19 protein-coding genes and 1 pseudogene are annotated in these 23,128 nt (G+C 40.7%); 10 read left to right on the top strand and 10 right to left on the bottom strand.

The features are described from left to right. Positions 1-213 precede the first annotated feature (213 nt). Positions 214-468, top strand: coding sequence for a GNAT family N-acetyltransferase (locus tag CAL6303_RS27610; protein ID WP_051036839.1), 255 nt, complete (start codon positions 214-216; stop codon positions 466-468). Beyond that, positions 465-1,112, top strand: coding sequence for a hypothetical protein (locus CAL6303_RS27605; RefSeq protein ID WP_015173903.1), 648 nt, complete (start codon positions 465-467; stop codon positions 1,110-1,112). The genes CAL6303_RS27610 and CAL6303_RS27605 overlap by 4 nt, the downstream gene beginning before the upstream one ends. Before the next feature lie 165 nt (positions 1,113-1,277). On the opposite strand, the gene CAL6303_RS28740 is transcribed toward CAL6303_RS27605, so the two are convergent. After that, entirely contained in the window at positions 1,278-2,960 is a 1,683-nt protein-coding gene (locus CAL6303_RS28740) for a relaxase/mobilization nuclease domain-containing protein (RefSeq protein WP_015173902.1), read from the bottom strand. A gap of 261 nt (positions 2,961-3,221) precedes the next feature. Here CAL6303_RS28740 and CAL6303_RS27595 point away from each other — a divergent pair, with 261 nt between their 5' ends. Further along, complete coding sequence (locus CAL6303_RS27595; RefSeq protein WP_015173901.1) at positions 3,222-3,929, top strand: DUF4145 domain-containing protein; 708 nt, start codon at positions 3,222-3,224, stop codon at positions 3,927-3,929. 2 nt (positions 3,930-3,931) lie between these two features. Here CAL6303_RS27595 and CAL6303_RS27590 read toward each other — a convergent pair whose 3' ends face one another. Continuing rightward, positions 3,932-4,087: a hypothetical protein gene (locus CAL6303_RS27590; protein WP_238993849.1), complete on the bottom strand. Its 156-nt coding sequence runs from the start codon at positions 4,085-4,087 to the stop codon at positions 3,932-3,934. A gap of 434 nt (positions 4,088-4,521) precedes the next feature. Beyond that, positions 4,522-4,917 (bottom strand): plasmid mobilization protein, encoded by a 396-nt coding sequence (locus tag CAL6303_RS27585; RefSeq protein ID WP_015173899.1) that lies wholly within the window; start codon positions 4,915-4,917, stop codon positions 4,522-4,524. 68 nt (positions 4,918-4,985) lie between these two features. Between CAL6303_RS27585 and CAL6303_RS30565 the strand changes: the two genes are divergently transcribed. The 4 genes from CAL6303_RS30565 (at position 4,986) to CAL6303_RS27565 (ending at position 12,470) form a co-directional block, all read left to right on the top strand. Then, positions 4,986-5,261, top strand: a complete 276-nt coding sequence (locus CAL6303_RS30565) for a hypothetical protein (RefSeq protein ID WP_015173898.1) — start codon at positions 4,986-4,988, stop codon at positions 5,259-5,261. 136 nt (positions 5,262-5,397) lie between these two features. Then, positions 5,398-6,690 carry a ParM/StbA family protein gene (locus CAL6303_RS27575; RefSeq protein ID WP_015173897.1) on the top strand — a complete coding sequence of 431 codons (1,293 nt, stop codon included), beginning with the start codon at positions 5,398-5,400 and terminating at the stop codon, positions 6,688-6,690. Between the two features lie 92 nt (positions 6,691-6,782). After that, the gene (locus tag CAL6303_RS27570; RefSeq protein WP_015173896.1) at positions 6,783-7,193 is read left to right on the top strand and encodes a hypothetical protein; all 411 of its coding nucleotides are present in this window, start codon (positions 6,783-6,785) and stop codon (positions 7,191-7,193) included. Positions 7,194-7,766: 573 nt separating this feature from the next. Continuing rightward, positions 7,767-12,470: a DEAD/DEAH box helicase gene (locus tag CAL6303_RS27565; RefSeq protein WP_015173895.1), complete on the top strand. Its 4,704-nt coding sequence runs from the start codon at positions 7,767-7,769 to the stop codon at positions 12,468-12,470. Positions 12,471-12,569: 99 nt separating this feature from the next. Here the strand turns inward: CAL6303_RS27565 and CAL6303_RS27560 are convergent, their stop codons facing one another. Next, positions 12,570-12,899, bottom strand: a complete 330-nt coding sequence (locus tag CAL6303_RS27560) for a hypothetical protein (RefSeq protein ID WP_255348468.1) — start codon at positions 12,897-12,899, stop codon at positions 12,570-12,572. A 208-nt stretch (positions 12,900-13,107) separates the two neighbouring features. Here CAL6303_RS27560 and CAL6303_RS27555 point away from each other — a divergent pair, with 208 nt between their 5' ends. Beyond that, on the top strand, positions 13,108-14,763 hold the full coding sequence (locus CAL6303_RS27555) for an ISKra4-like element ISCasp2 family transposase (protein ID WP_015173894.1): 1,656 nt from the start codon (positions 13,108-13,110) through the stop codon (positions 14,761-14,763). Here CAL6303_RS27555 and CAL6303_RS28735 read toward each other — a convergent pair. The 3 genes from CAL6303_RS28735 to CAL6303_RS27540 form a co-directional block, all read right to left on the bottom strand. After that, positions 14,760-15,794, bottom strand: a complete 1,035-nt coding sequence (locus tag CAL6303_RS28735; protein ID WP_015173893.1) for a ParB/RepB/Spo0J family partition protein — start codon at positions 15,792-15,794, stop codon at positions 14,760-14,762. The genes CAL6303_RS27555 and CAL6303_RS28735 overlap by 4 nt on opposite strands. A 167-nt stretch (positions 15,795-15,961) precedes the next feature. Then, entirely contained in the window at positions 15,962-17,152 is a 1,191-nt protein-coding gene (locus tag CAL6303_RS27545; RefSeq protein ID WP_158333194.1) for a ParB/RepB/Spo0J family partition protein, read from the bottom strand. Between the two features lie 4 nt (positions 17,153-17,156). Next, complete coding sequence (locus CAL6303_RS27540; protein WP_015173891.1) at positions 17,157-17,930, bottom strand: ParA family protein; 774 nt, start codon at positions 17,928-17,930, stop codon at positions 17,157-17,159. Between the two features lie 188 nt (positions 17,931-18,118). On the opposite strand from CAL6303_RS27540, the gene CAL6303_RS27535 reads away from it, so the two are divergent. Continuing rightward, positions 18,119-18,502: a helix-turn-helix domain-containing protein gene (locus CAL6303_RS27535; protein WP_015173890.1), complete on the top strand. Its 384-nt coding sequence runs from the start codon at positions 18,119-18,121 to the stop codon at positions 18,500-18,502. 242 nt (positions 18,503-18,744) lie between these two features. Here CAL6303_RS27535 and CAL6303_RS27530 read toward each other — a convergent pair whose 3' ends face one another. From CAL6303_RS27530 to CAL6303_RS27520, 3 genes are read right to left on the bottom strand one after another with little or no spacing between them, the layout of a single operon-like run. Further along, a complete protein-coding gene (locus CAL6303_RS27530; protein ID WP_015173889.1) occupies positions 18,745-19,716 on the bottom strand; it encodes an ExeA family protein in 972 nt (323 codons plus the stop codon). Continuing rightward, positions 19,706-21,352 carry a DDE-type integrase/transposase/recombinase gene (locus tag CAL6303_RS27525; protein ID WP_083866410.1) on the bottom strand — a complete coding sequence of 549 codons (1,647 nt, stop codon included), beginning with the start codon at positions 21,350-21,352 and terminating at the stop codon, positions 19,706-19,708. Before CAL6303_RS27525 ends, CAL6303_RS27530 begins: the two co-directional genes overlap by 11 nt. A 4-nt stretch (positions 21,353-21,356) precedes the next feature. Then, complete coding sequence (locus tag CAL6303_RS27520; protein WP_015173887.1) at positions 21,357-21,926, bottom strand: recombinase family protein; 570 nt, start codon at positions 21,924-21,926, stop codon at positions 21,357-21,359. A 469-nt stretch (positions 21,927-22,395) separates the two neighbouring features. On the opposite strand from CAL6303_RS27520, the pseudogene CAL6303_RS27515 reads away from it, so the two are divergent. Beyond that, positions 22,396-23,055 (top strand): annotated as a pseudogene (locus CAL6303_RS27515) (IS630 family transposase); the annotation flags it as partial. Positions 23,056-23,128 lie beyond the last annotated feature (73 nt).

Here is a 23,128-nt window from a genome sequence, read left to right as displayed (position 1 = left end):
GGTGGTTCTCAAGATGGAAAAGAAGGTATAAGCTGTTTCACATCTAAGTAAGTAGGCGGGAATAAACACAACTATGTAACGTAATGTAAATTGGGATCAAAGTCTTACCCCAACTGCCTACTGCCTGCTCATAACTATGATTTTCAACGCCGACCTACTTAGTTTACATAGTGTGACAGGCAAGAATGCTCATCCCACAAGAGTTTAATCTTTTTGGATAATACTGCACCGTGGAATCGTTCTACCATCAATTACCCTCCTATTTACAAAGGTGTTGGTGGTAACTTAATTGACTTTGCTGTTGTTCGTAGCAACGAGTTGGGATATCAAGGACGTATTGGACTCCACGCCCTTCCAGGCGCAATCGCATTTTACAAAAAGCTTAAAATAGGATTACTTGATTGTGGTCCCGACCCCGATGAACCCGATAACTTAGTTTACTTTGAAACCTTACGTAGGAAATTATGACCCAATCTATACCAAGTATAACTAATGATTTGCTACAAACGCAACGGTTGATGGAACTAATCGAAGCTGAAGATGCTGCCAATGGGGAAGTTGGTTGTGGGATACCGAGCGATAAACTTTCTAAGTATTTAGATAACCGCAGTATTAATATTAATGGCGAAAATTTGAGGCAATTACTCCGCGAACATCTAGGGCATATTCTCACGGAACGGGATTTTGATGCAATTATTTCCCAAGTTAGTCGCCACATCTGTTCGATGGTTGCCGAATTTAACGAATCGATATCCAATGTCCTACAGACAAGCGAAGTCGATGGCGATATCATCGAACATATCTCCAACACCGAACTTAAAAAATATTTCCAATCGGAATTAGAGGAATTTTTAAGCAAAGATTTCATCGAACAAATTATCCAAAGAACTCACTCAATAATTCATCAATCCGTACTTCAACCCCGTCATAGTTGGTTAAGTCCAATTTGGGTATTTAAAGGTAGTGAAAAACTTTATATTGCTTCTTCTGCAACGCTCCATCTCGCAATTGAAAATGTCAAAGCACAATACCCCCATATCGTGGGAGAATTGGAAGTAGTAAAAGTAGGTGGTATTCTAGCGCCAAATCAAGTAGTTGAAGTTGATTATTAGTTAAAAGAAAACTCGAAACTCTCGTGCTAAAATTCATGCGACTTGTCAACACTATTCAGTGCAGGTTGATAATTGCTTGTTGAAATTTCTCTTTCCAAGACTTGGTGATTTGATATTGCTGTTCGTTTTTAATCATGCTTTCTAGTTCTGTCTCCTTATTCCCAGCTAATATTCAATTCCTCGATTTTTTTGGCGCTTTTGAAGTTCGATGCGCTCCGCAAGTATTCGTTGCAAATCTAAAAATCTCTCCAAATCAGATTCGGTCAAACCAAATCCTTGAGGTGGCGAACTGTTGTCCACGGATAGCGCAGCAATCTTTTCACCACTTTTGCGCGTTAGCGTTAAGATGTTTTCCTCCAATGTAATGCTGTAGTGATTACCCTCAATATGTTGAGGTCGTTTTTGCATTTGCCAAAATAGTTGGATGGTAGGAGCGATTTTGGTAGCATATTCGCTCTGAATAAGGTTTGTTTCCTGGGCAGCAGTTGGTTTATTCTCTTTAACAAGTTGTTGGTCTGTTATTTTAACCGCAATTGCTTTATCATCTTTACTTTTTTGTTGGTTAGCTCTTTGACTAACAGTTGTTTTATCATCTTTATCTTGCTTTTGCTTATTTGAATGCTCGGCATTTAATTTGTAATGTTTATCTGGCTGCTGGCTATTTCCCTGGTCAGCACTTAATTCGTTATTAAAAAACTGGTGGCTATTTGAGCGCTCGGTATTTAATTTGTAATGTTTATCTGGCTGATAACTATTTTCTTGGATGGCACTTAATTCGTTATTAAAAAACTGCTGATTATTTTTATCAAAGTTATTAAATTCGTCATCAAAAACCTGCTGCTGGCTACTTGCGTCAAAGTTCCTAAACCCATCATCTACTTTTTTATGGGGAGCAGACAGTTTTACCAACAGCCCCAATTGTGCTGTTCTCAATGCTGCCATATCCCTTTCTGCCTGATAATCCACACCCCGTCGCTGGAGCAATCCGGGGAAACTATAAGCCTTGCCCAATTTCCAACCAGCCACCTTTACCCCATTCATGGAATAAGCGATCGCGTCTTTAAATTTCCCCTGGGTGCTAAAGCTAGGATGTACTGTAATATCCTGTTGTTGGAGTCGGGTAATTAGTTCGGTGACAGTGGGTTTGTCTTTAGTTGCTGCGTCGATAGCATCGGCTAGCAATTGGGTGACGGGTGGTTTACCGCTAAAATGATGTTTCTGTTTTTTAGTTTGGGCACGGCGATCGCGGTAAGGACTCCCTACAGGAATATCGTCCACAAGAGGTTTTGTTTCAGGAGTATCGCAAACGGTTGTGTCAATTCCCGATATCTCTTGAACTTTCTGTGCTACTTGTTCGTTGCTACAGGGTACTTGTTCCAAGCCAAATTCTTTCTCTAATTGCCGCACTACCACTTCGCTGCGACGGTAATCCCAGGAGTCGGGTACAACTGACCCATCCATGCGAATCCGGCTGGCAATTATATGGATGTGTTCGTGGTTTGTGTCGTGGTGACGGGCAATTACGTACTGGCTTTTGTGCAGCCCATCCCCCAGGAATTCCATCCTTTTTAACCAGCGCTGGGCAATATCCGTGTATTTTTCATCATCTAAATGCTCGTGGTATTCCCCCTGTGGGTGAGATGCATCGCGGTGGGGGATGGACAAAATTATGTGACCGCAAGCCCGTTGGAATTTCGGTCGCATTCGTCTGGCTGCGCTAAATTCCTTTGCCAATTGTCGGGAATTATACCCACCCATGTTGCTGTCAATAATTTCAGCTTCTTCTTTTTCCAGTACGTAGTCGAGGGTGGAACGGAAACTGCGGTTTTTTAATTGGTTGGCAATCACTGGTAAATTCCCCAAAAGGAGTAACTACGAGGTATTAAGCCGAGTATCCATCTCAAAGCCTACAACATTGACTAAAAAGCTTTGCTATATATAAGCTTGAGCGTTTTTGATGTGAATTTATAATTTATGCATGAATACTACTTTTGATGATAACAGTGAGCCTGTTATAGTCAAATATCATTAAACTTAATCGTAAAAATCGAAATAGTGAAGCAAACTACAGAATTCTTAAGGTGTAGACATTGTGGAAATTTCGCTCCAATGAATATTGTGGCTAATTATTTTCTGCTTACGGAACCTGAATCTGTCTATGAATATTCTTATTATCCAGAAGAATGTGGCGACCCTCATACGAATAAGATAAATATCGAGTATGCGGTAGAGTACAACCCTAATGATTATGATGATGCACCAAATGCGGGGTGCGATTATAGCTTACTACTTTGCCTAGCTTGCAAAGAAGTAACGTTACGGAAGTCTTGTCAACACGATTTTATGGATTCAGAAACCATTGAAATGGGAATTGAAACTCTGTATCCACCACAAGGTTTGGAATTATCTTACTTACCTTCTGCAATACAAAAAGCATATAAAGCAGCATTAAAGGCAAGAAGCATTAATGTTGATGCATATGCAATTCTTCTAGGGAGTACTTTAGATATGGTCTGTGAGGAACGTAAAGCAGAAGGAAAAGATATATACGAAAAATTAAAATTTCTAGCTGAAAATGGTGAAATTCCAAACAATTTAGTGGAAGTTGTTCACAAAATTCGACAATTACGCAATGTTGGCGCTCATGAGCCTTTTAAGGGACTGACCAGTAAAGAAATTCCTATCTTGGATGATTTAATTAGGGCAATTTTAGAGTACCTTTACATCGCTCCAAATTTAGCAAGAAAAGCAGTAATGCATTTAAAACGTATAAAAGATAAAAAGTCTAAGCTTGAAGATGGTGAGATAATGTTTTAATCTTAAAACTTTCCCCGCTCTAAAGGTTCTCCAGACCAACCCCCAATTACTTCCTCAAAAAAACCAGGCATCCAGCCCAATGTTTGGGGTGTTTCTACTTGTACGGATGATTTTAGTGGTTGAAAAATTACCATAACTTCTAATTCTTCGTTCGTCATTCCAACAGGAACGTCGAGATGCAAAATGCCATCAGACCCCACACGGGAGACTACCTTAATAGGGGTTCAGCCGGGATACGCGCAAAACAGGACACGTTGTAAATAAATGTTGCGAAACGTGTTTTATTGATTTACCAACTTGCCCATAAATGGTATTGGGGCAATCAAAGTTTTGCACGCTAAAATCAACTTTTCACCCCTTTCAATTCCTCAAGCTTGCCCATAAACAATCATTTTTGGAGATGTTCTCAAATTAAGCCGATACCAAAGTCATGGCTCGAAACAACGAAATAACAATGGTTTCGGCAATTAAAGTTAACGAAACTTTACAACGTGTCCCATTTTGCTGGTATTCCGGCTATACCCCTAATACTTTGCATGTGTCTCTCCTATAAAAACAATAATTTACCTAATTATGTGCGTTTTCTACAATGTCAATCCTCCTCCTCATCATCTGTAACCCCACATTCCAACAACTGCATCTGGGTTTCTCGAATCGCAGCATTTAACCGATCGACCAAGTTTTGCAATCGTCCCGCATCCACATTTGCTCCCCTTCCCGACTTTACCGCTCGATTAACAGCCTTAGCAATTTGATTCAGATTAACGCCGATCGCGTTTAATTCCTCGTACAATTTCCAATTTATCTGTGGGGGTGGTGGTGGTTCTACAACTTGCCGTCTCAGGGCTGCACGGCGGATAAATTCCGTCACCGATACCCGCGCATTGTAGGCTTTCTGCTTCAATTGCTCGTACTCGTCCTCCGCAAATCGCACCGGATGCGTAATTTTTCTGGAAACACCGTCGTCCCTTTTGGTCTTACTACCCATAACAGCTAACCAAACTGTGCTACAAAGCCTCGCAGAGCCAGCCGTTGCCGTCGTCCCCCAGGGACGTTATGCGCGTACAGCGCATAAAGGCAACATGGCTGGCGTTCAACCCGCGCCCTGCCCACCCACAGGCTAGCTCAAAAACACTGCCTCGGACGAATTTTTCTGCCGTAAATGTTGTTAGAAACAATATAGAAAATGGCAAAATTAGCGATTCAGACAATGGTGTAGATATTACACTTTTAAATTATCTCCAAATTTACCCAATTTTGATTAAAAAAAACCTTGTCACAGCCCAGGCACAAATAAAATATTCTTTTTCTCTATCGAATAAATCCTTGTAGCACAGCTATAACCAGGTTTTACCGATATTCTTGTGCTATTAGTTATTGAAATAAAATTAACTTTTTTAACAAAATTCTTTTTCACTTATAAATGAGTAGTTAAAAGAGTATAAGTACAGAAAAATCATGATTTTTTATGTCAAAGGCGTGCAATCTTTACCTGGCAGTGGATGTTGGGGGTTCTCAAACCAAGATTATTTATCAATTTTCAGATTGGAAATCTCCCGAATATTTATTGATGTCCCCCGGTGTCGAACAAATTAGCAAATCCGATTTGAAACGCTACTTCGACCAGTTAGGGTGGGTTGGCGCTCCAACTCCCCAGCAACAGGCTTGGTTGGAGTGGAAAAGTAACATTTTTGTGGTAGGAGATTTTGTCAGCGAGTTCGCCCCCCAGGATAGAATTTTTGAACGCAAGTACGAAAATGCTCTGTACAAGGTACTGGCTGCGGTGGGAACAATCTTGTCCAAGCACAATATTGGTAAAAAGCGCCGGGGGAATCCAGAATCTTTAAAGGTAAATCTCAACCTGGGTTTGCTCCTACCCTGGAACGAATACAACGACCGCAAACGCTTTGAAGAACAGTTGGAACTGATGCTCAAAAGTTTGAAGTTTCGCGGACAGTCTTGGGATGTTAATTTATCCCATTTCGAGTGCCGTCCCGAAGGTGGGGGTTTAGCTGCCATCCGAATTAAACAAAATGGTTTGGATTGGTTGCAAAAGCATAAAGTCGCCGTGTTGATGTTTGGACATCGGAATGTGACGGCAATTTATTTTGATGCTGGTGCCATTAAACGGGGTGATAGTCCCCTGTTAGGTTTTTCCACCTTTCTTGATGACGTATGCAGTCGGGTAAGTGGTTTGGAGCGGGATAAATTGGCAGCAGCTATTTTTGAGGGCTTGTACCAGAAAAGCTCCCAGGTTTATAGAGATGAATGTACAGTGCATCCCGAATGGGGTCAAATGGAAGCGATCGCTTCTTTGGCGACGGCTAAGGATGAAAGTTTGAAAGCATTGGAACGAGAGGATATAGCCCAAGCGATACAATTGGCGATACCCAGTTATTGGAACCGAATTAAAAAGTGGTTGGATAAAAATATTCCCCACCTACCTTCGGAAGTGATTGTTGGTGGAGGAGCGGCAGCATTTTTGGAGCCGGAATTGGAGGAATATTTTAACTGCAAAGCCGATACTAAGTATGGCGCACCTACACGTCAAAGTGGAAAAAGAGCATCGGCATATACTAGTCGAAATTTTCGTGACCATGCCAATTTGGTTTGGGTTGAGGATATTCAAAAGCAAATTGAGAATTTGTTTGAATTTAATTGGCAAGATAGGCGACAACAATCTGTGCGCTTGATTGATTGCTTTGGAATGTTTGACCAATTGAAAGATATGGTTGCAGAGGCAGAAAACGCTAATTCTTAAAAACTAGAAAATGTTTTTGTAATGCGGAGGTAGAAAACGCCGATTCTTAGCAACTAGCAAATGCCAAAAATTAGGAATACCAAAAATAGAAAATGCCAAAAAATAACAGGGTACGTAAAAGTTTAAGTTTCCGTCTTCAACCTTACGAGGGAACGCCACTTGCAGAGGTAGCCGATTATCTCAACGGTTTAGATAAGGAAGAAGCAACTCGGAAAATAGGGGAGATTCTGGTGATGGCTTTTCTGCCATACGCACGCTTGGAAGCTAATAAACCTACGTCGAATAAGTTAAGTTCTACTTTTTTGATAGCACGAGATATGGCGGATAAGCATTTTGGTGTGATGGCGCTGGCTTTGGGGTTGGATGCTGTGTATGCTGTTGCCACACCGTTGACGATTGCTGGTGGTAGCTTGAAAGAGGTATCTAATCAGGTTGAGGAAGAGGATTCCAGTTTGATTGAGGGAAAGGTGACGGCTACTGAGATAGGTAAACTTTTTGGTTAATTGCCTCTTGTTGGTAAGTGCGAGGGGAGAGTAAGGTAGGAATGTTTGATAATCAGTAAGTCTGTGCGATCGCTAAATGTGTTAATGCTCTTCAGCCACTCTCGCTAGCTAAAAATCGAACGTGATTTTTAGACCTCATATAGCAAGCTGGTTTGAGGCTTTATTTTCGTTCCAAATATAAAAATTATCACTTTTTAGCAAAAAGCTTTTATAGTAAGACTTCTAGATTATTATCTTACCGAAGTGATGGAAGAACGCGATCGCGTATCTCCGTAATATATCGTTGTTGGCTTAAAAATTAATACCTCTATCTTCAAATAGTATTAATTAATACATTTTTTCGAGAGTATATATTTAATCTGTTAGGCTATAAAGCCTATAGATAATCAAAGTCAGTATTTTAAAGTACAATAATGTATTTAAATCAACTATAAATACATTAAGTCCTCTAGTATTTATGGCATTATTTAGTTGTGCAATTATTTTTATAGTATTATATTTAACATTTTATACAGATTTTTCTGAGTTAAAGACTTGTATCGTAAATCTGATTAACACCAAAGAGTATATTTAATGGAAGAAAGGCGAAAAATCACTAAGTTTAACAGAATATCAAGCTGGTTATCAGACTCAGTTAGCGAATCTGAAGATAAACGATATATACATCGACTGATAAAAGAAAATCTAAGCCAACGAGATTTAATTCTTGATGAATTAATATCAATAGTTCAAAAAGCTCATGATGATGCTCGATATCGCCTTCGTAAATTAGCAGGAAATTCTCTTGCACCATTTGAAAATAGCTCTGCAATAGACCCAACTGAAGGTTATCCCGAACGTCTTCATCTCCAATCTCTTAAGGGGTATTTTGGAGAGATATTTGCAGGAATTATCGCAGAAAACTTTGCTCCTTTTGGTGAAGAGGACTGGGAAGTTCCTGTTTTCCTTTTTCGAGTGCATGTTGTTGAATTTCAACATTTAGAGTTTTTAAATCAAACAGGAGAAACGGCAAAAAAGCGACCTGGACGTACAGGTGATGATTGTCTTGCTTTTCGGCGTAACAGTGAAGGAGTAATTATTAGTTCTTTGGCTTGCGAAGCTAAATGTACAGCTAATCATAAAACTAACATGATTAGCGAGGCGCATGAAAAAGCAAGTGCAGTTAATATAAAGCCAGTTGATATTCCACAACTAATTGAAATATTGCAAGATTATGATGATATTGTTTCAAATGAATGGGTTAATGCTCTACGGGTTTTGTGGTTACAGAAAGTTAAGAAAAATTATGAACGTTGCGATTTAGTTAGTTATATATGTGGTGAGCATCCTAGTGCAAAGAGACAAAGGAAAGCCTGGATATCTACCGACAAAGCGCACGAAAATTATACAAGTGGAAGAAGACTCGAAGCTGTTGAAATCCATCTTCATGATGTTGAGAATCTTATTAAAGCAGTATATGTTCCACAAACAAGTATCATACTTTCAACAAATGTTTCCGCCCAGATAGTTCAAGAACCAGATGATTTGGAGGTTACAAAGGCAAAATCTGATGTCATAGTAGAAGGAGAAAGTCTGCAAAATGAAATGGCTCAACCAAGTAACGAGGTCATTGCTTTAGCGACAGAAGTACAAAATAGTTTGGCGGGTAGCACACTGACACCAGCGATCGCAAAACTTTATAGCCAACATACCAGACTTCGCGCAGGAACAGATGGATTAAAAGGGTGGCGAGAAGATGAAGCAGGTGAGCGATTAAATGATGCTATACGTCTTATAGAAGCTGCATTTATAAAGCGAGAAGCTGGAGAAACTGATTGGCGTAACGGGATGCTACGTGCTGGCGAGATATTTGAATGGTTATCTCATCCCCAACTAAACCCAAATAATTTACCAATTCGCTTATTAGCAGCAGCTATATATGAACTTGCTGGTTATCCCGCTAGGGCTGCTGGTTTACTTAATGAAGACGCAATAGAAGGAATCGAGTCAGAAATTTTGCGTTCTTTACTAAAAGCTGATTTTCCCAATTTGTTACAACTACTGACAAAACATTGGACAACTGCACTATCTTTAAATGTACAAGCTGACACTAGCCTTTTATGGGATGATACTGATACACAATCTCATAAATTTAACGAGTATATTGTTAACCAAACTGCTAGTTCTCTAGGTATTTTATGTGCAGAAATGCGCTGGGGAAATGAGCCTAGATTAGAAAAAGCCATTGAGAAACTTTCTAGCATTGCTAAGGTACTTCTTCACGGGCATGATACTTATTCTTGGCTTTTAGGAAAATTGTGTGCTGAAGTAACTTCGGTATATGTAGAAACTTCTCTACGAAAAAATATAGAAGCACTTTCTTCGACTATTACTCAAAATGGCGGCGATTTTTTGGAGCGTTATTTGCGGCAAAGCTACCAAAATCGTAAAGCTTTAGCATGGCGTTCTCAAATTTGTGGAATTGAGCGACTAGCAACAGCAGAATCATTTGCACTTTGTACCCCTACAGGTTCTGGAAAAACAAGGATAGCTGAAATAGCTATTTTGCAAAGCTTATTTTTTAAAACAAACAATTCTAACAATTTGAGTAGCCCTTTTCCTTTGGTACTTTACTTAGTACCAAGTAAAGCACTAGCTACAGAAGTAGAATCAAATCTTTCCCGTGTTTTAAATCGTACTACTAATAAAAATGTCATAGTCACAGGTTTATATGGAGGGACTGACTGGGGTCCAACGGATGCATGGCTAACATCAGATAAGCCAACAGTTTTAATTTGTACTTACGAAAAAGCGGAAGCTTTAATGAAATTTTTAGGACCTCTATTTATCCGTAGAGTATCCCTTATTATTATTGATGAAGCCCACGCAGTTCAATTTGATGGAAATAAAGATTCTTTGCAAAAAGCTGAGAATAGAGCTTTACGTTTAGAATCACTGGGTGCAAGACTATTTACTTATGTAGAACAAAATCACAGTCGAATTATTGCGCTATCTGCTGTTGCTTCAGAAACAGAAGGTGCATTAGCAAGCTGGATAGAAAATCAAACCAACGCTAGCCCCGCAAAGACATATTACAGAAGTACACGCCAATTAATAGGGCGGCTTGAATGTAAACCAGGAAGAGGATTTGAAATACGCTATGACTTACTTGATGGTAGACGATTAGAATTTCAAGAAGGTGGTGAAAATAATACACCTTTTATTCCACGTCCTTTTCAAGCATATCCCCCTGCTGGCAAGTTAGAAAGAGAACAAAGTCCTGGAAAACGGCTTCGTCCCTATCTTTTTTGGGCTGGTATGCATCTAGCTGCACCAAATGAAAAAGGACAGCAACGAGCAGTACTGATTTCAATAACACAGCAAATTGGCGGATATGCTGAAGATTTTCTAAATTTATTAAAGAAAGATTGGGCAAATGTACAAAAGCCTCTATTCTTTCAAGTGCCTTTAGAAGCAAAAAAAATTGAGCTTTGGGAGAAATGTTTACAGTCTTGTGAGGACTATTTTGGTAAAAATTCCCGCGAATATCAATTACTAAATAAAGGTATTGTTGTACATCATGGAAAAATGCCTGGTTTAATGGCTAGATTACTCATCGATTTAATAAATGAGAGAATCATACATCTCGTTTTAGCTACTTCTACGCTTTCTGAAGGCGTTAATCTTCCTTTTGAAACAGTACTAATTCCCAACTTACAACGCTGGTCAAGAAATGATGAGAAATATGTAGATATTAATTCTAGTGAATTTAGTAATCTAGTTGGTAGGGCTGGGAGACCTGGATTTGGAACAGAAGGACGTAGTTTAGTTATCTTACCAGCAACAGAATCTATAGAGCAAATAAAAGACAATAAGGAAAGACAAAAGTCAACAAAAATTCGTAATCAATATCGTTCCCTTGTAAATGATTTAACTATACAAGATAACCCTAGCGACAAAATATATAATCCCCAAAGTCCCTTAGCGCAATTATTACTTAATTTAGAAGAACAATGGCGACATATTTCTCTTCCTAATTTAGAAGATATTTTGTTTACTTTACCAGAAGCAACTTTCGGCGAAAATAATTTTTATGATGATAATTTCATAACCTGGCTGGAACAAACAGCACCACTTTCTTATGGTAATAATCTTTCTGAAGCAGAATCATCAGCTATTGAAACTTTAGATTCATTAGATAGTATTTTACTAGCCGTTATTGTTGAAATCGAGCAGCTAAAAGCAAAAGATTTAAGCCCTAATGAGTTAGAAGAACAACTACAAAAAATTTGGCAACGAAGCTTTGCCCATTACGCTAGTATCGAACAAGAAAGGTTAGGAAACTTATTTATTAAACGCGGGAAAGCACTAAAAACAGAAATTTATAGAGATGTTTCGCAACGTCGGCGCTTATATCGCACTAGTTTACCACCCCGTGATGGAAATCAACTTTTAACTCTTTACCCTAAACTCAAAGAAATATTTAATACGGGTGGAGATTATGCTATTTGGACAGTAGAGCAACGCTTGAAGTATATCGAAAATATAGTTAGTAATTTAGCTACTTTATCTAAATTCAAACTTGAAGAATCATCTGGCAAGATTTCTTGGAATGAAATACTAAGGTGGTGGCTTGACCCTAATACAGCAGCTAAAAAGCCTACAGCAAAGCAAGTTTCAAAATGGCATTCATATATTAGTCAAAATTTTACATATCGGTTTAACTGGGGTTTAGGAAGTATTATTGCACTTGCAATCGATGAAGCTTTTGGTGGTGAGTTAGTTGAATCATCCCTCGAAAATTGGTCACAAACCGGACTACCTTGGATTGTTTTTTGGATGAAAGAACTTATTGTATGGGGAACTTTAGACCCAGTAGCTGCATATTTGCTTGCTAAAGTAGAAGATGTAACAACTCGCAAACAAGCTGAGGAATTAGCGCAAACTTACTACCAATACATTAGCGAGCGAGAACTAGAACCAAATGAATATCTTAATGCGGTCAACATTAGAAATTGGACAGAGCAATCATTTTCCGATGTTGAACGACATTTACCAACCCCCAAACCTCCCAAGAAAATAGATGTCAATTTGCTTAAAGATTTCAGCAAAGCTCCAAGTAAAAATTGGAGGGTAGTACCAGTAGAGGTTGGGAACGAAATACAATGGTTTGACCTAGCAGGAGTTCCATTAGCAATTTGCCAGAAGCCTGAAAATTGGCAACCTGATTTTTTAAATACCTATGACTTTACACTAGATGCGGAAAATCGAATTGTTTCGTCAAGGGTTTATGTTTGATTTTCCAAAAAATGCAAGAACAAAAGTTCAGTAAATTCCTGTCCCTAATTAATTCCACTGTTTTGAGGATTTAACAGTGTTGAGCAACTTATAAAATAATCAGTCATTAATATTAGGCTCATCCAGTAGTTTTTCAATATCACCCAACAATTTTTCCAACTTCTTGCGCTTTTTGACATCATCCCATACCTTCGCTTCCTTAAGCCGCTTACCGATATTCGCAACCCGTTGGCTAGCAACTTTTTCTGGTGATATTTCTTTCTTCTCAGATGATTCCAACCCTTGAATTATCTCTTTGATTTGAGTTAGCGACAGATTTTGATTTATAGTTTCATCAAGTAACTGCGATCGCTGTGACTCTAATTTGACTCGTGCGATCGCACGGGCTTTGGTATACTCGATTGTCCCCGATGCCAATGCTTGTTGAATATCACCAGGAAGGTTTAATAAGGGGAGACGATTTGCTCGGAATGATTCGGCGGAAAGCCTACCAATAGAAGCAAATACATTATTTACTATCTCAATATCTTTTGGGAGAATAACATTATCCGCTTTGGGTGCGACTCTTTTAGTAGCACAAGGTATGGTATAAGAGTAATAGGAGACAAGTCAACCAGAGTAATGTTTCAGTCCAAAAATGAAACAGATGCATCCTTGCTTGTCAAAAGATAAAAACGGGAATAAGTACGGACGTATGCAAGCATCTAGATCAAATCCAGGGATGTTTTGGGAAGAAGCACGAGAACTATTTGAAGAAATAGTTGGTTGGCTGGACTCAGATAGTATTTGTGGGTTGGAGCATGGAGAAATAGAAAGTAAGTTGCTTGATAATGGATATGAACTACTTAGAAGGCTGTTACAAGGATACTTTGATAAGCGTAGCCAAGACGAAACGGATTCTGAGTGGGTAGGAAAAGACCAAGCCAAGCGAACGCACAAGAAAAAATTGTCAAGGAAATTAACAACAATATTTGGCACAGTAATCGCAAACCGAATCGGTTACGGAGGTAGAAAGATAAACACCCTATTTCCATTAGATGCAGAGCTAAACCTACCAGCAGAACAATATTCTCACGGATTAAGACAACGAGTAGCAGTGGAAGTAGCTCGTTCAGGATTTAGGGAAACAGTGGATATTATCGAAAAAACAACAGCAGCCAAAATTGGTAAACGGCAAGCAGAAGAACTAGCGTACCAGAGCGCTGTCGATTTTGATGATTTCTACACATATCAACAGGCAGAAGCGGTACAAGTTGAGGAAATAGGAGAAATTGTTGTAATCAGTGCAGATGGGAAAGGTGTGATTGTGAGCCACTCGACACGGGCTGTGCCCAGTGTCGAAGTGGCGGTGCGTACAGAGGATTTACGTCCCCAAACCCAAAAACGAGCGCAAGCTTCCAGCAAGAAGTTAGATAAGCGTTTAACCAAAGGAGAAAAGGCCAATGCCAAACGAATGGCAACGGTAGCTTCAGTTTACACAATCAACCCGTTTGTTCGTACAGTTGAGCAAATAGTTAACCCATCCGATGAGGATAAGAAAATAAAGCGTCCTAAACCTATTGGGAAAAGGGTTTGGGCTTCTGTTGCCAAGGAACCAGAAGTCGTCATTAAAGAGGCTTTCGATGAGGCATTGCATCGTGATCCAGATCGGCAAAAACGCTTTTGTGCCTTGGTCGATGGTAATAAGCAACAATTATCGTTGATGAAGAAATTTGCCAAAAAACATCACCTCGAACTGACTATTGTCCTGGATATTATCCATGTGATTGAGTATTTGTGGAAAGCAGCATTTGTATTTTATTCCAGTACGGATAAACAAGCCGAAGCCTGGGTTACGAAACGTTTGAAGTCTATCCTTGAGGGGAAATCCAGTGATGTTGCTTCTGGGATGCGAACAAGCGCGACAAAACGTAAACTCACACCCCAAGAACGCAAACCTGTGGATAACTGTGCCAGATATTTGCTCAACAACCGCGAATATCTCAAATACCATGATTATTTAAAAGCTGGGTTGCCAATTGCTACCGGAGTTATCGAAGGTGCTTGCCGTCATCTGATTAAAGATCGGATGGATATTACTGGTGCCAGATGGAGTCTAGCTGGTGCCGAGGCTGTTTTACGGCTTCGTTCTTTGTATATTAGCGGGGATTGGGATAAGTATTGGCGCTTCCATTTACACCAAGAGCATAAACGCAATCATCTTGCTCTGTATCAAGGTGCAATTCCCTTGATGAAGCGAGTTGCTAAAGCCCGTTGCCCTATTACCCCTTCACCCCTTCCAATACCTGTCTAAACTACATTTCCTGTCTTACTAAAAGAGCCGCACTCATCCGCTTTTTTGCGGTTGGCTTTTTCTATGCGGTTGAGCAGGCTGATTACTTTATCCTCAGTTGTCTTTAACTGCAACGCCAATAAATTTAAAATCCCAATAGTTTCTTCATAGACATTCAAATCTTCGCGTTGGAGGTTTTCGATTAAGCGGCAAGCACGAGTGGTGGTATCGTCCATCTCACGCACAAGAACGGGTACACTGGTTAAACCAGCAATTTGAGATGCACGTAATCGTCGTTCTCCAGCAATTAACTCATAATTTCCCCCACTGAGAGGACGCACCAGCAGAGGTTCTAAAATGCCAAACTCCTTAATCGAATGAGATAATTCTTCTAATTTCTGCCCGTCAAAGTAACGTCGGGGTTGTTCGTCAGGAAGTGTAATTAAATCAATGCAAACGGTATCGCTGGTTGTGCAAGTTTGTTCTACCAGTTTGGCTTCTGCTGCTAAAACAGTGACAGTTACATCATTGTAACTATCTAAAAACTTTAAAGCTTCTCGAAGCGAGTCGGTTTGTTGATGGATTGCTGTATGAATTGCACGGTTTAGGGCTTGTGAACTTTCAATGTAAGCTTTAACTACGTCAGAAAATTGATTTGAGCGATGGTCGAAGACCGGGCTTTGCCCATCGCAGTTTTCTTTAACTGGATTTTGGGCATTAGCTATCCAACTAAAAACCCATTTGCTAACCAGCACGGCGAATTCTGGGCTACACCATTGACCACAATTGATTGCTACTTGAGGATGTCCCCATGTACCTTGTGTCGTTTTATTATTACCACCCTTATGCACTTGAACAAGCCCATTTTTCCCCGATACGGGAATTCCCGTATCGGCAGAAAGCTTATCTATAAAAGCTTTTGCCGTACTAAGCCTTAAATAATCATTGAGTTTTCTGTTTGAGGCTTGAGCCATTTTCGTGAGATTGATATAGCCATCCTCACGACGTTGCCCAATCTGCGAATCATTGACTTTGTGAAGTATGATGTTCATGTGCGTTAGCTCTATAACGTACTGCCCCTGGGGATTTCGGCTGTTAGCGCAGCCACCCACGAGGGGTTTTATTATTTTAAGCTAAATAGTTACACCATCGATCGCATTTCTTTAAGGCAAACACAATTATCTTCATGGTGTTGACCAACTTGTAAAATAATCAACCATTAACACGCTTGTTCATCAAGAAGCTTTTCAATATCACCCAATAATTTTTCTAACTTCCTGCGCTTTTTGACATCATCCCATACCTTCGCTTCCTTAAGCCGCTTACCGATATTCGCAACCCGTTGGCTAGCAGCTTTTTCTGGTGGTATTTCTTTTTGCTCGGATGATTCCAACCCTAGAATTATCTCTTTGATTTGAGTTAACGACAGGTTTTGATTTATGGCTTTATCGAGTAACTGCAAACGCTCTGGCTCGGATTTGACTCGTGCGATCGCACGGGCTTTGGTGTACTCGATTGTCCCCGATGCCAATGCTTGTTGAATATCACCAGGAAGGTTTAATAAGGGGAGGCGATTTGCTCGGAATGATTCGGCGGAAAGCCTGCCAATTGAAGCAAATACCTTGTTTACTATCTCAATTTCTTCTAGGCGAATAACATTATTCGCTTGCTTCTTCCTTTTTGAGGGAGTAACGTTATCTGCTTTTTTATCCTCTGACTCATCATTGTGGCGAATAACATCGTCCTCTGACTCATCATTGTCATGGCGAATAACGTTATCCGCTTGTTCTTTACTGTCATGGTGAATAACATTATCCGTTTGTTCTTTACTGTCATGGCGAATAACCTTATCCGCTTTTTTGCGGTTGGCTTTTTCGATGCGATTCAGCAGGCTGATTACCTCATCCTGAGTCATTTTCAACCGCAACGCTAGTAACTCCAAAATCCCGATAGTTTCCTCATATGCGTTCAAATCTTCGCGCTGGAGGTTTTCGATTAACTGTACCTGCTTGACAGTCTCGTCATCCATTTCCTTGACGATACATGGCACTTCCGAAAGCCCTGCAATTCCTGCGGCTTTGAAGCGACGTTCCCCAGCGATGAGTTCGTAGTAACCATCATTTAACGGACGTACGAGCAACGGTTCGAGTATACCTAGCTCCTTGATGGACTGGGCGAGTTTTTCAAGCTTTTTCGGGTCAAAATACCGTCGGGGTTGGTTTGGGTCTAATTTAATTTGCTCTCGATCAATTGTATTGCTGGTTTTATTTCCTGAGATTTGCTCAGAAAAATCGGACGTTGTTGGCACAGAGCTTTGTTCGGAAAAATCAGAATCTTCACCACCAAACATTAAATCAAGCGGCTTGGTGTGTTTGAGTTTTGCATTGTATGCTATGTCTTTCTTGCTCACGATTTTACGGTTTTACTTCAAGTTTTTCTAATTCTTTAGCTATTTTTTTCATCACTTTGACAGCTGCGTGGTTTTTATCATACATAGCAAGTGGTATTCTGCGCTCGGATGCATCGGCAAAAGCGATGGATTTGGGGATGGCAGGGTATATAGTCGCTACTTGGGAAAGTTGTTCCTGTACCGCAGCAAGGGTACGGGTTTCCTGTGCTGTACGGCTATCTAACATCGTAGGAATAAACCCAGCGATTTGGAGATTTTTGTTGAGTTTTTTCTTAACACGGGCGACGGTATCCAATAGTAGGTCAGTACCGAGGAAGGATTTAAACTGACATTGGATGGGTACAAGCAAATGTGTGGCAGCAGTTAAACTAACGATACTCAAAATACCAAGTGATGGGGGACAGTCGATCAGAATAAAGTCGTAATTATCCTTTATGGGTGTAAGCGCTTCAGCGAGACGATATTCCCTAGCAGTTGCGGCTGGTAGTAGGAGTTCGGCAGCACTGAGGTTGATATTAGTAGGTGCAAGCTGCATTCCGTGGATTTTTTCGGGGTAAATAAATAATGCTTCCTCGTCAATGATGGCGTTGTAGATGGTTTTTTCTTGGGTTTCGGGGTCTATGCCTAAGAAATTGGTAAGGCTTGCCTGCGGGTCCATATCAACTAGTAGGACTCGGCGTTTGTTGGCAGCAAGGTGATAGCCCAGGTTGTGGGTTAGAGTGGTCTTGGCAACGCCCCCGGATTGGTTAAATAAGGCAATGATGCGGGTTTTGCTCACGATTGTTGATGCTCAAATTTTTGCGGTGTAGGGATAATTATAATGAATGCGGATAACGTTATCCGCTATCGGACAAAATGAATTTAATGAAACTCTATATACAAGTGACTAAGTAAGTCGGCGCGAAAAAACCAAACTATGTAAAGATAAGTAAATACGGAGAATGCATCTACCGAGGGAAACAATATATGGGCGCTCGTTTAAGGGTGTTTCTAACTCATAAGCAAGACAAAACTCTATTAAACCTGAGAACTGTGGATGTACCACAGAAAGTCAAAGACCGAGCAGAGGTAGTCAGGTTAAATGCACACGGGTGGTATGTTGAAAAAATAGCTGCTCATTTTAACTGGACTCCACAAACAGTAAGGGAAGTTTTGCATAAATGGCAAAAACTAGGTTTAGAAGGGCTTTGGGAGCTACCAGGTCGAGGGGGAAAAACCAAGTATAAGGAAGAAGATATAGTTTTTTTGGAAGAATGCCTTAAAAAAGAACCCCGTACATACAATAGTCTTCAATTAGTTCAAAAACTTAAGAGCGAAGCTTGCGCGACGACAAGTCGTTCGCAAAGTTGAATTGAGTCCCGACAGGTTAAGACGGGTACTTGTAACGACCTGCAATTATAAACGCTCAAACCTGCAATCAAGGCATTTCCAAACCAGGATTAACTGCAACTATAATTGCGCTTCAACCAGGATTAATTGCAACTGAGCCAGGATTAAATGCAACCAACCTGCAATCATCTGTTTCAACCAGGATTATTTGCAACTATAAATACGAACAAAATACTTCCATTTTTATTACATTTTCAATCCGCTCAAAGTGGCAGTCCTGCCGCTAACATTTGCTCCTGTAATTCACGCGATCGCGCGGGGTCAAGTTGCCCGCGAAACAGCAATTTAATTTCAGATGGTTTGGTATTAAACTGTTCCGCCAAGCCCCTGACATCGTAACCATGCCGGGTTAAGGTGGGTTCCAAATCGTCAATTTGCTTCGACAAAACCGACTCCACAATCACCGTAGTAACAGGTTTAACAGCGACTCGGTACGCAGCCTCCAAAGCTAGTGTCAAATGTTGTTCGATTTGTAGTGGTGTCCTTAGACGGGTAGCCAGTAATTCAATAGCTTCTACCTCCAAGATTTCATCTATGGGAGTATCCACCATAGTACATTCAGATACCAGCCATTCAATATATTCTCGTTGACTGCCAACCATGCCCTCCAAGGAAAAAACCGTTGACCGATACCCAATTTCTTCCATAGTTGGACGGCGCAAATCATTTTTGAGTTTGGGATGACCAGCTAATACCACCGAAAGTGTGCCACCACCATCCTCAACTACTTCGATTAAACGTTTGAGTCCCGTCAAAGTACTGTAGTGTAGGTCATGAGCCTCATCAACAAACAGTGCCACTGGCTTTTTACCTTTTCTAATCAGGTCGCGCAGTTCCCGTTCCCGTTTTTCGCCGTCTTTTGGGATTTTAATTTCCTTGTCTGTGGATAAATCGTAAAATAAGGCAGCAATAAGTGTTGGTAGCGTTGCCCGGTCTTTATCAACAGAAAGGGACTTTGAGACTAAAATCTTGCCTTCCTTCTCCAAAACTTCAAATAAACGTCGTAAAGTAGTTGTCTTGCCACAGCCAATAATTCCCGTGATGGCAACCAACTTCCCTGAATGGATGGCAGATTTAATATCCTTAAACATTTGCTTTTGGTGTTCCGTCTCGTAGTACCCAGCCTTGGGAAACTCTCTAACCAACCGAAAATGTTCCATGACTTCAGTAAGCATTTTGTTCTCCTCCCTTATTTGAGTGGAAATACAAACGCACTCTTTCAATAATCACTTTTTTAATTAAAGTCTCAGCTAGCAACGTATCAATAAACGCCAACTGTTCGGTGGATAATTTAGCCAACGGTTTGGCGAGATAATCGGAAATCGCCAGTTTAGCCAGCAATACAGTGGGATAAGTAAATTCTTGGTATGGGTCGGGGTCATTAAAAGGTGTGACAGTTGGCGTAAGTTCCTTGTACTTATCTACTAGAAATTGTAAGTCCGCATTTTTGTCTAAAGCTGTTCGTGGCAAGCCCAACTTTTTAGCTAAATCGGCAATTTTATCTGCCCGTTCTTCGGTTTTAGTTTTTTTGAATTTACGGTAGCGGTGTAGGGGAATGGGACCATCAACTGGGTAAAATGGTCCATAGCGTTGGTCGTTAAACTCTACGTACAATTCGTTATCAAATAAACCCCACCACAGCACAACAGTTTCCCCTGCCAAGTCAGGTTCTACCTCGTAAGCCACGCCCTCTACGGATACCCTAGCATCGGTTCCCACTTTCCTCCGTTGTGGCTCGCGGGCATAGGTACAAAAGCGCTCCCAACTGCACATCTCGCGTAGGGGAGACTTGGGCGTATTTCGCAACCAATCTTCCATCCGCGAATGTGGTTCAAGTCGGTGTGGTTTATCGTTGTAATGCAATAAATACTGACGCAACCACAAGTTAGCTTCAACGTCGCTTTCCGGTTCGTGAAAGTGATACAGAGTTTCGTGAGCTTCTTTAACCGTCCGAAAAGGTCTTTCCACTTTACCCTTGGAGCGAGCTGTTACCCTGCGACCATCTTTGCCCGCAGGCATATGCGTGACCAGCTTGATTTTCAAGCAATCCATCACATTTTGGAATACATGGCTTTTAGCAATTGGTCCATTGTCGGTGTAAATCATCTCTGGAATCCCATGAAAGGGAAATCCATCGGTTGTTTTCAACGTCATCGCATTAAATAAGAAGCGTAATGCAGCTTCCACATTCTCCCCATAAACACAGTGATATTCCTGGTAACATACGCCACTACGGTCATCGACAATGCTATACAGCATCAGTAGTGGATTGCCCTTACCCGATTCCACCCATGATGGCTGTTTTACGTGCTTAAGGTCGGATGGGCTGAGGTCGAAATGCCAACATTCATTGCTGTGATTCGCCTGAAAACGTACCGCAGGAGGTTGCCTGGTCATACGTTCAGTGTCATACCCCCAGGTTTTCAAGTAATAATTGACAGTGCTTCTAGTTAACGCGCCTTTGGGCGGTTGGACAAAACCATCAGGTGTTTCCATTCCAAATTCTTCCAACAGTTCAATTGCCCGGACTGTGGAGATATGTCGCCCTTTTTTATTACTGGTACGGATTTTCATCGCTGCAATGACCTCGCAGTAACGTTCCATTTCAGTCATGGAAAGTTTTCTGGGTGTCCCGCTATCTGAGCGATTTATAGATTTTGGGCGTGATGAGTTACGCAAAGCCCGATACAAGGTATCGGTTGACACACCATACAGTGCTGCTGTTTCTTCAATGAGAATTCGACGCTCTTGGCAACGACTAGGCAAACCATCGAGGCGGTGGCGTAAATTGATGAGTGCCTCTGTCGGGATTTGCTTATGTAACATGTTCAGTTTCTATCTCTGCAACATAGTTGTAGAGCGTTGGTTTGGAGATTCCCATCAACTTACATATTTCAATAATGGTGTGTTGTCTTTCGGTATACAGTTTTACTGCTAATTGACGTTTAGCTGGGTCAAGGGCTTTTGGTCTACCTCCCCTGTGACCGCGCTTACGCGCTGCCATAAGTCCAGCAGTTGTGCGTTCCGAGATTAGGTTGCGCTCAAATTCAGCCAATGCACCGAACAAATGGAAAATCAACCTACCGCTGCCCGAAGTAGTGGTAATGGATTCTTGCAAGCTAGAAAGCCCAATCCCTCGTTTATCTAAGGTTTCCATCGTTTCAATCAAGTCTTTGAGCGACCTTCCTAAGCGGTCAAGTCGCCATACCACCAAGACATCACCAGTCCGCGCTACCTCAAACGCTAATAAAAGTCCAGGTCTTGCGGCTTTTGCGCCACTGATATGGTCTGTGTAAACTTTCTCACAGCCAGCTTGCCGCAAAGCATCCATTTGCAGATCCAAATTTTGGTCTTCAGTTGAAACTCGCGCATAGCCGATCAACATATTTTAACCCTAACAAGTAAAAGAACTCGTTACCTAACAGGATATGTTGCCTTTGATATAATTACCGAGTTTCGTTACCAAACTTGATTCCATTTTTGGTTCTGATTGATGGTGGCAATACCAGTAAAAAAAACGGTCGTTTTTTTACCTTATAGTTGCAGATAATCCTGGTTGAAATTTAAATACTTTTGTTTGTAAGTTAGGGCATTTTTTTAACAAACTACTAAACTACCGCAAAGCTCGCCACCGGGGATACTCCCCGTGGCAGACTTTGCGTTTGACGAGGCTTTCCGCTAGTTGCAAATAATCCTGGTTGAAACCGATGATTGCAGGTTGGTTGCATTTAATCCTGGCTCAGTTGCAATTAATCCTGGTTGAAGCGCAATTATAGTTGCAGTTAATCCTGGTTTGGAAATGCCTTGATTGCAGGTTTGAGCGTTTATAATTGCAGGTCGTTACAGGTACTCAAAAAAAGGGGGTCATTTGGAAGCGAGCTAGAAAAAGCCATAAGGGGAAACAAGACCCAAAAACCAGAGAAATTAAGCAAGCAGACCTAGATATGTTGCAACTGTCTGCTGCCACTGGAGAAATAGATTTGAAATATTTGGATGAATCAGGTTTCTGTATGTGGAGTGAGCCAAGTTACACATATTACCAACGAGGGGAGCAAAAATGCTTAGAGCAAACAAAGCGTCGTGGTCGTAGATTAAGCATTATAGGACTTCTTCAACCTTTAATAAGCTTTGTTTACGGTTTAGTTATTGGCGGAGTTAATCGTAAATCTTATATCCAAATGATGGAATTTGAAGCCCAAGAGGCGGAGAAAGTTGGACGTATAAGAGTAATAGTGCAGGATAACGGTCCGATACATCGATGCAAGGAAGTTCAACAGTTATGGACAAAGTGGGAAAGTCAGGGTTTATACATCTTCTTTTTACCTAAATATTGCTCTGAGATGAACCCAATTGAATTAGAGTGGCAACATCTTAAAAAAGATGAGCTATCGGGACAAATGTTTGACGACGAGTTAGACCTTGCTTATGCCGTAATGAATGGGGTTAAAGCCAGGGGAGAAACAGGAAAATACAGTACAGAACGTATTAAATTTAACTCACCGCCTTGCTCTTAACCTTTCGTTACATAGTTGTAACCCACATTCCGCACTTCAATTTGAAGTACAAAAAGATTACAAGTAAGGAAAA

The sequence above is a fragment of the Calothrix sp. PCC 6303 genome (assembly GCF_000317435.1).
Classification (GTDB): domain Bacteria; phylum Cyanobacteriota; class Cyanobacteriia; order Cyanobacteriales; family Nostocaceae; genus PCC-6303.
The sequence above is the reverse complement of the archived record's forward strand: the minus strand, read 5'-3'. Positions and strand labels throughout refer to the sequence as shown.

Coding starts and splice junctions, on each gene's coding strand:
- CAL6303_RS27605 (WP_015173903.1), top strand. CDS start 465: ATGACCCAATCTATACCAAGTATAACTAATGATTTGCTACAAACGCAA.
- CAL6303_RS27595 (WP_015173901.1), top strand. CDS start 3,222: ATGAATATTGTGGCTAATTATTTTCTGCTTACGGAACCTGAATCTGTC.
- CAL6303_RS27590 (WP_238993849.1), bottom strand. CDS start 4,087: ATGACGAACGAAGAATTAGAAGTTATGGTAATTTTTCAACCACTAAAA.
- CAL6303_RS27585 (WP_015173899.1), bottom strand. CDS start 4,917: ATGGGTAGTAAGACCAAAAGGGACGACGGTGTTTCCAGAAAAATTACG.
- CAL6303_RS30565 (WP_015173898.1), top strand. CDS start 4,986: ATGCGCGTACAGCGCATAAAGGCAACATGGCTGGCGTTCAACCCGCGC.
- CAL6303_RS27575 (WP_015173897.1), top strand. CDS start 5,398: ATGTCAAAGGCGTGCAATCTTTACCTGGCAGTGGATGTTGGGGGTTCT.
- CAL6303_RS27570 (WP_015173896.1), top strand. CDS start 6,783: ATGCCAAAAAATAACAGGGTACGTAAAAGTTTAAGTTTCCGTCTTCAA.
- CAL6303_RS27565 (WP_015173895.1), top strand. CDS start 7,767: ATGGAAGAAAGGCGAAAAATCACTAAGTTTAACAGAATATCAAGCTGG.
- CAL6303_RS27555 (WP_015173894.1), top strand. CDS start 13,108: ATGAAACAGATGCATCCTTGCTTGTCAAAAGATAAAAACGGGAATAAG.
- CAL6303_RS28735 (WP_015173893.1), bottom strand. CDS start 15,794: ATGAACATCATACTTCACAAAGTCAATGATTCGCAGATTGGGCAACGT.
- CAL6303_RS27535 (WP_015173890.1), top strand. CDS start 18,119: ATGGGCGCTCGTTTAAGGGTGTTTCTAACTCATAAGCAAGACAAAACT.
- CAL6303_RS27530 (WP_015173889.1), bottom strand. CDS start 19,716: ATGCTTACTGAAGTCATGGAACATTTTCGGTTGGTTAGAGAGTTTCCC.
- CAL6303_RS27520 (WP_015173887.1), bottom strand. CDS start 21,926: ATGTTGATCGGCTATGCGCGAGTTTCAACTGAAGACCAAAATTTGGAT.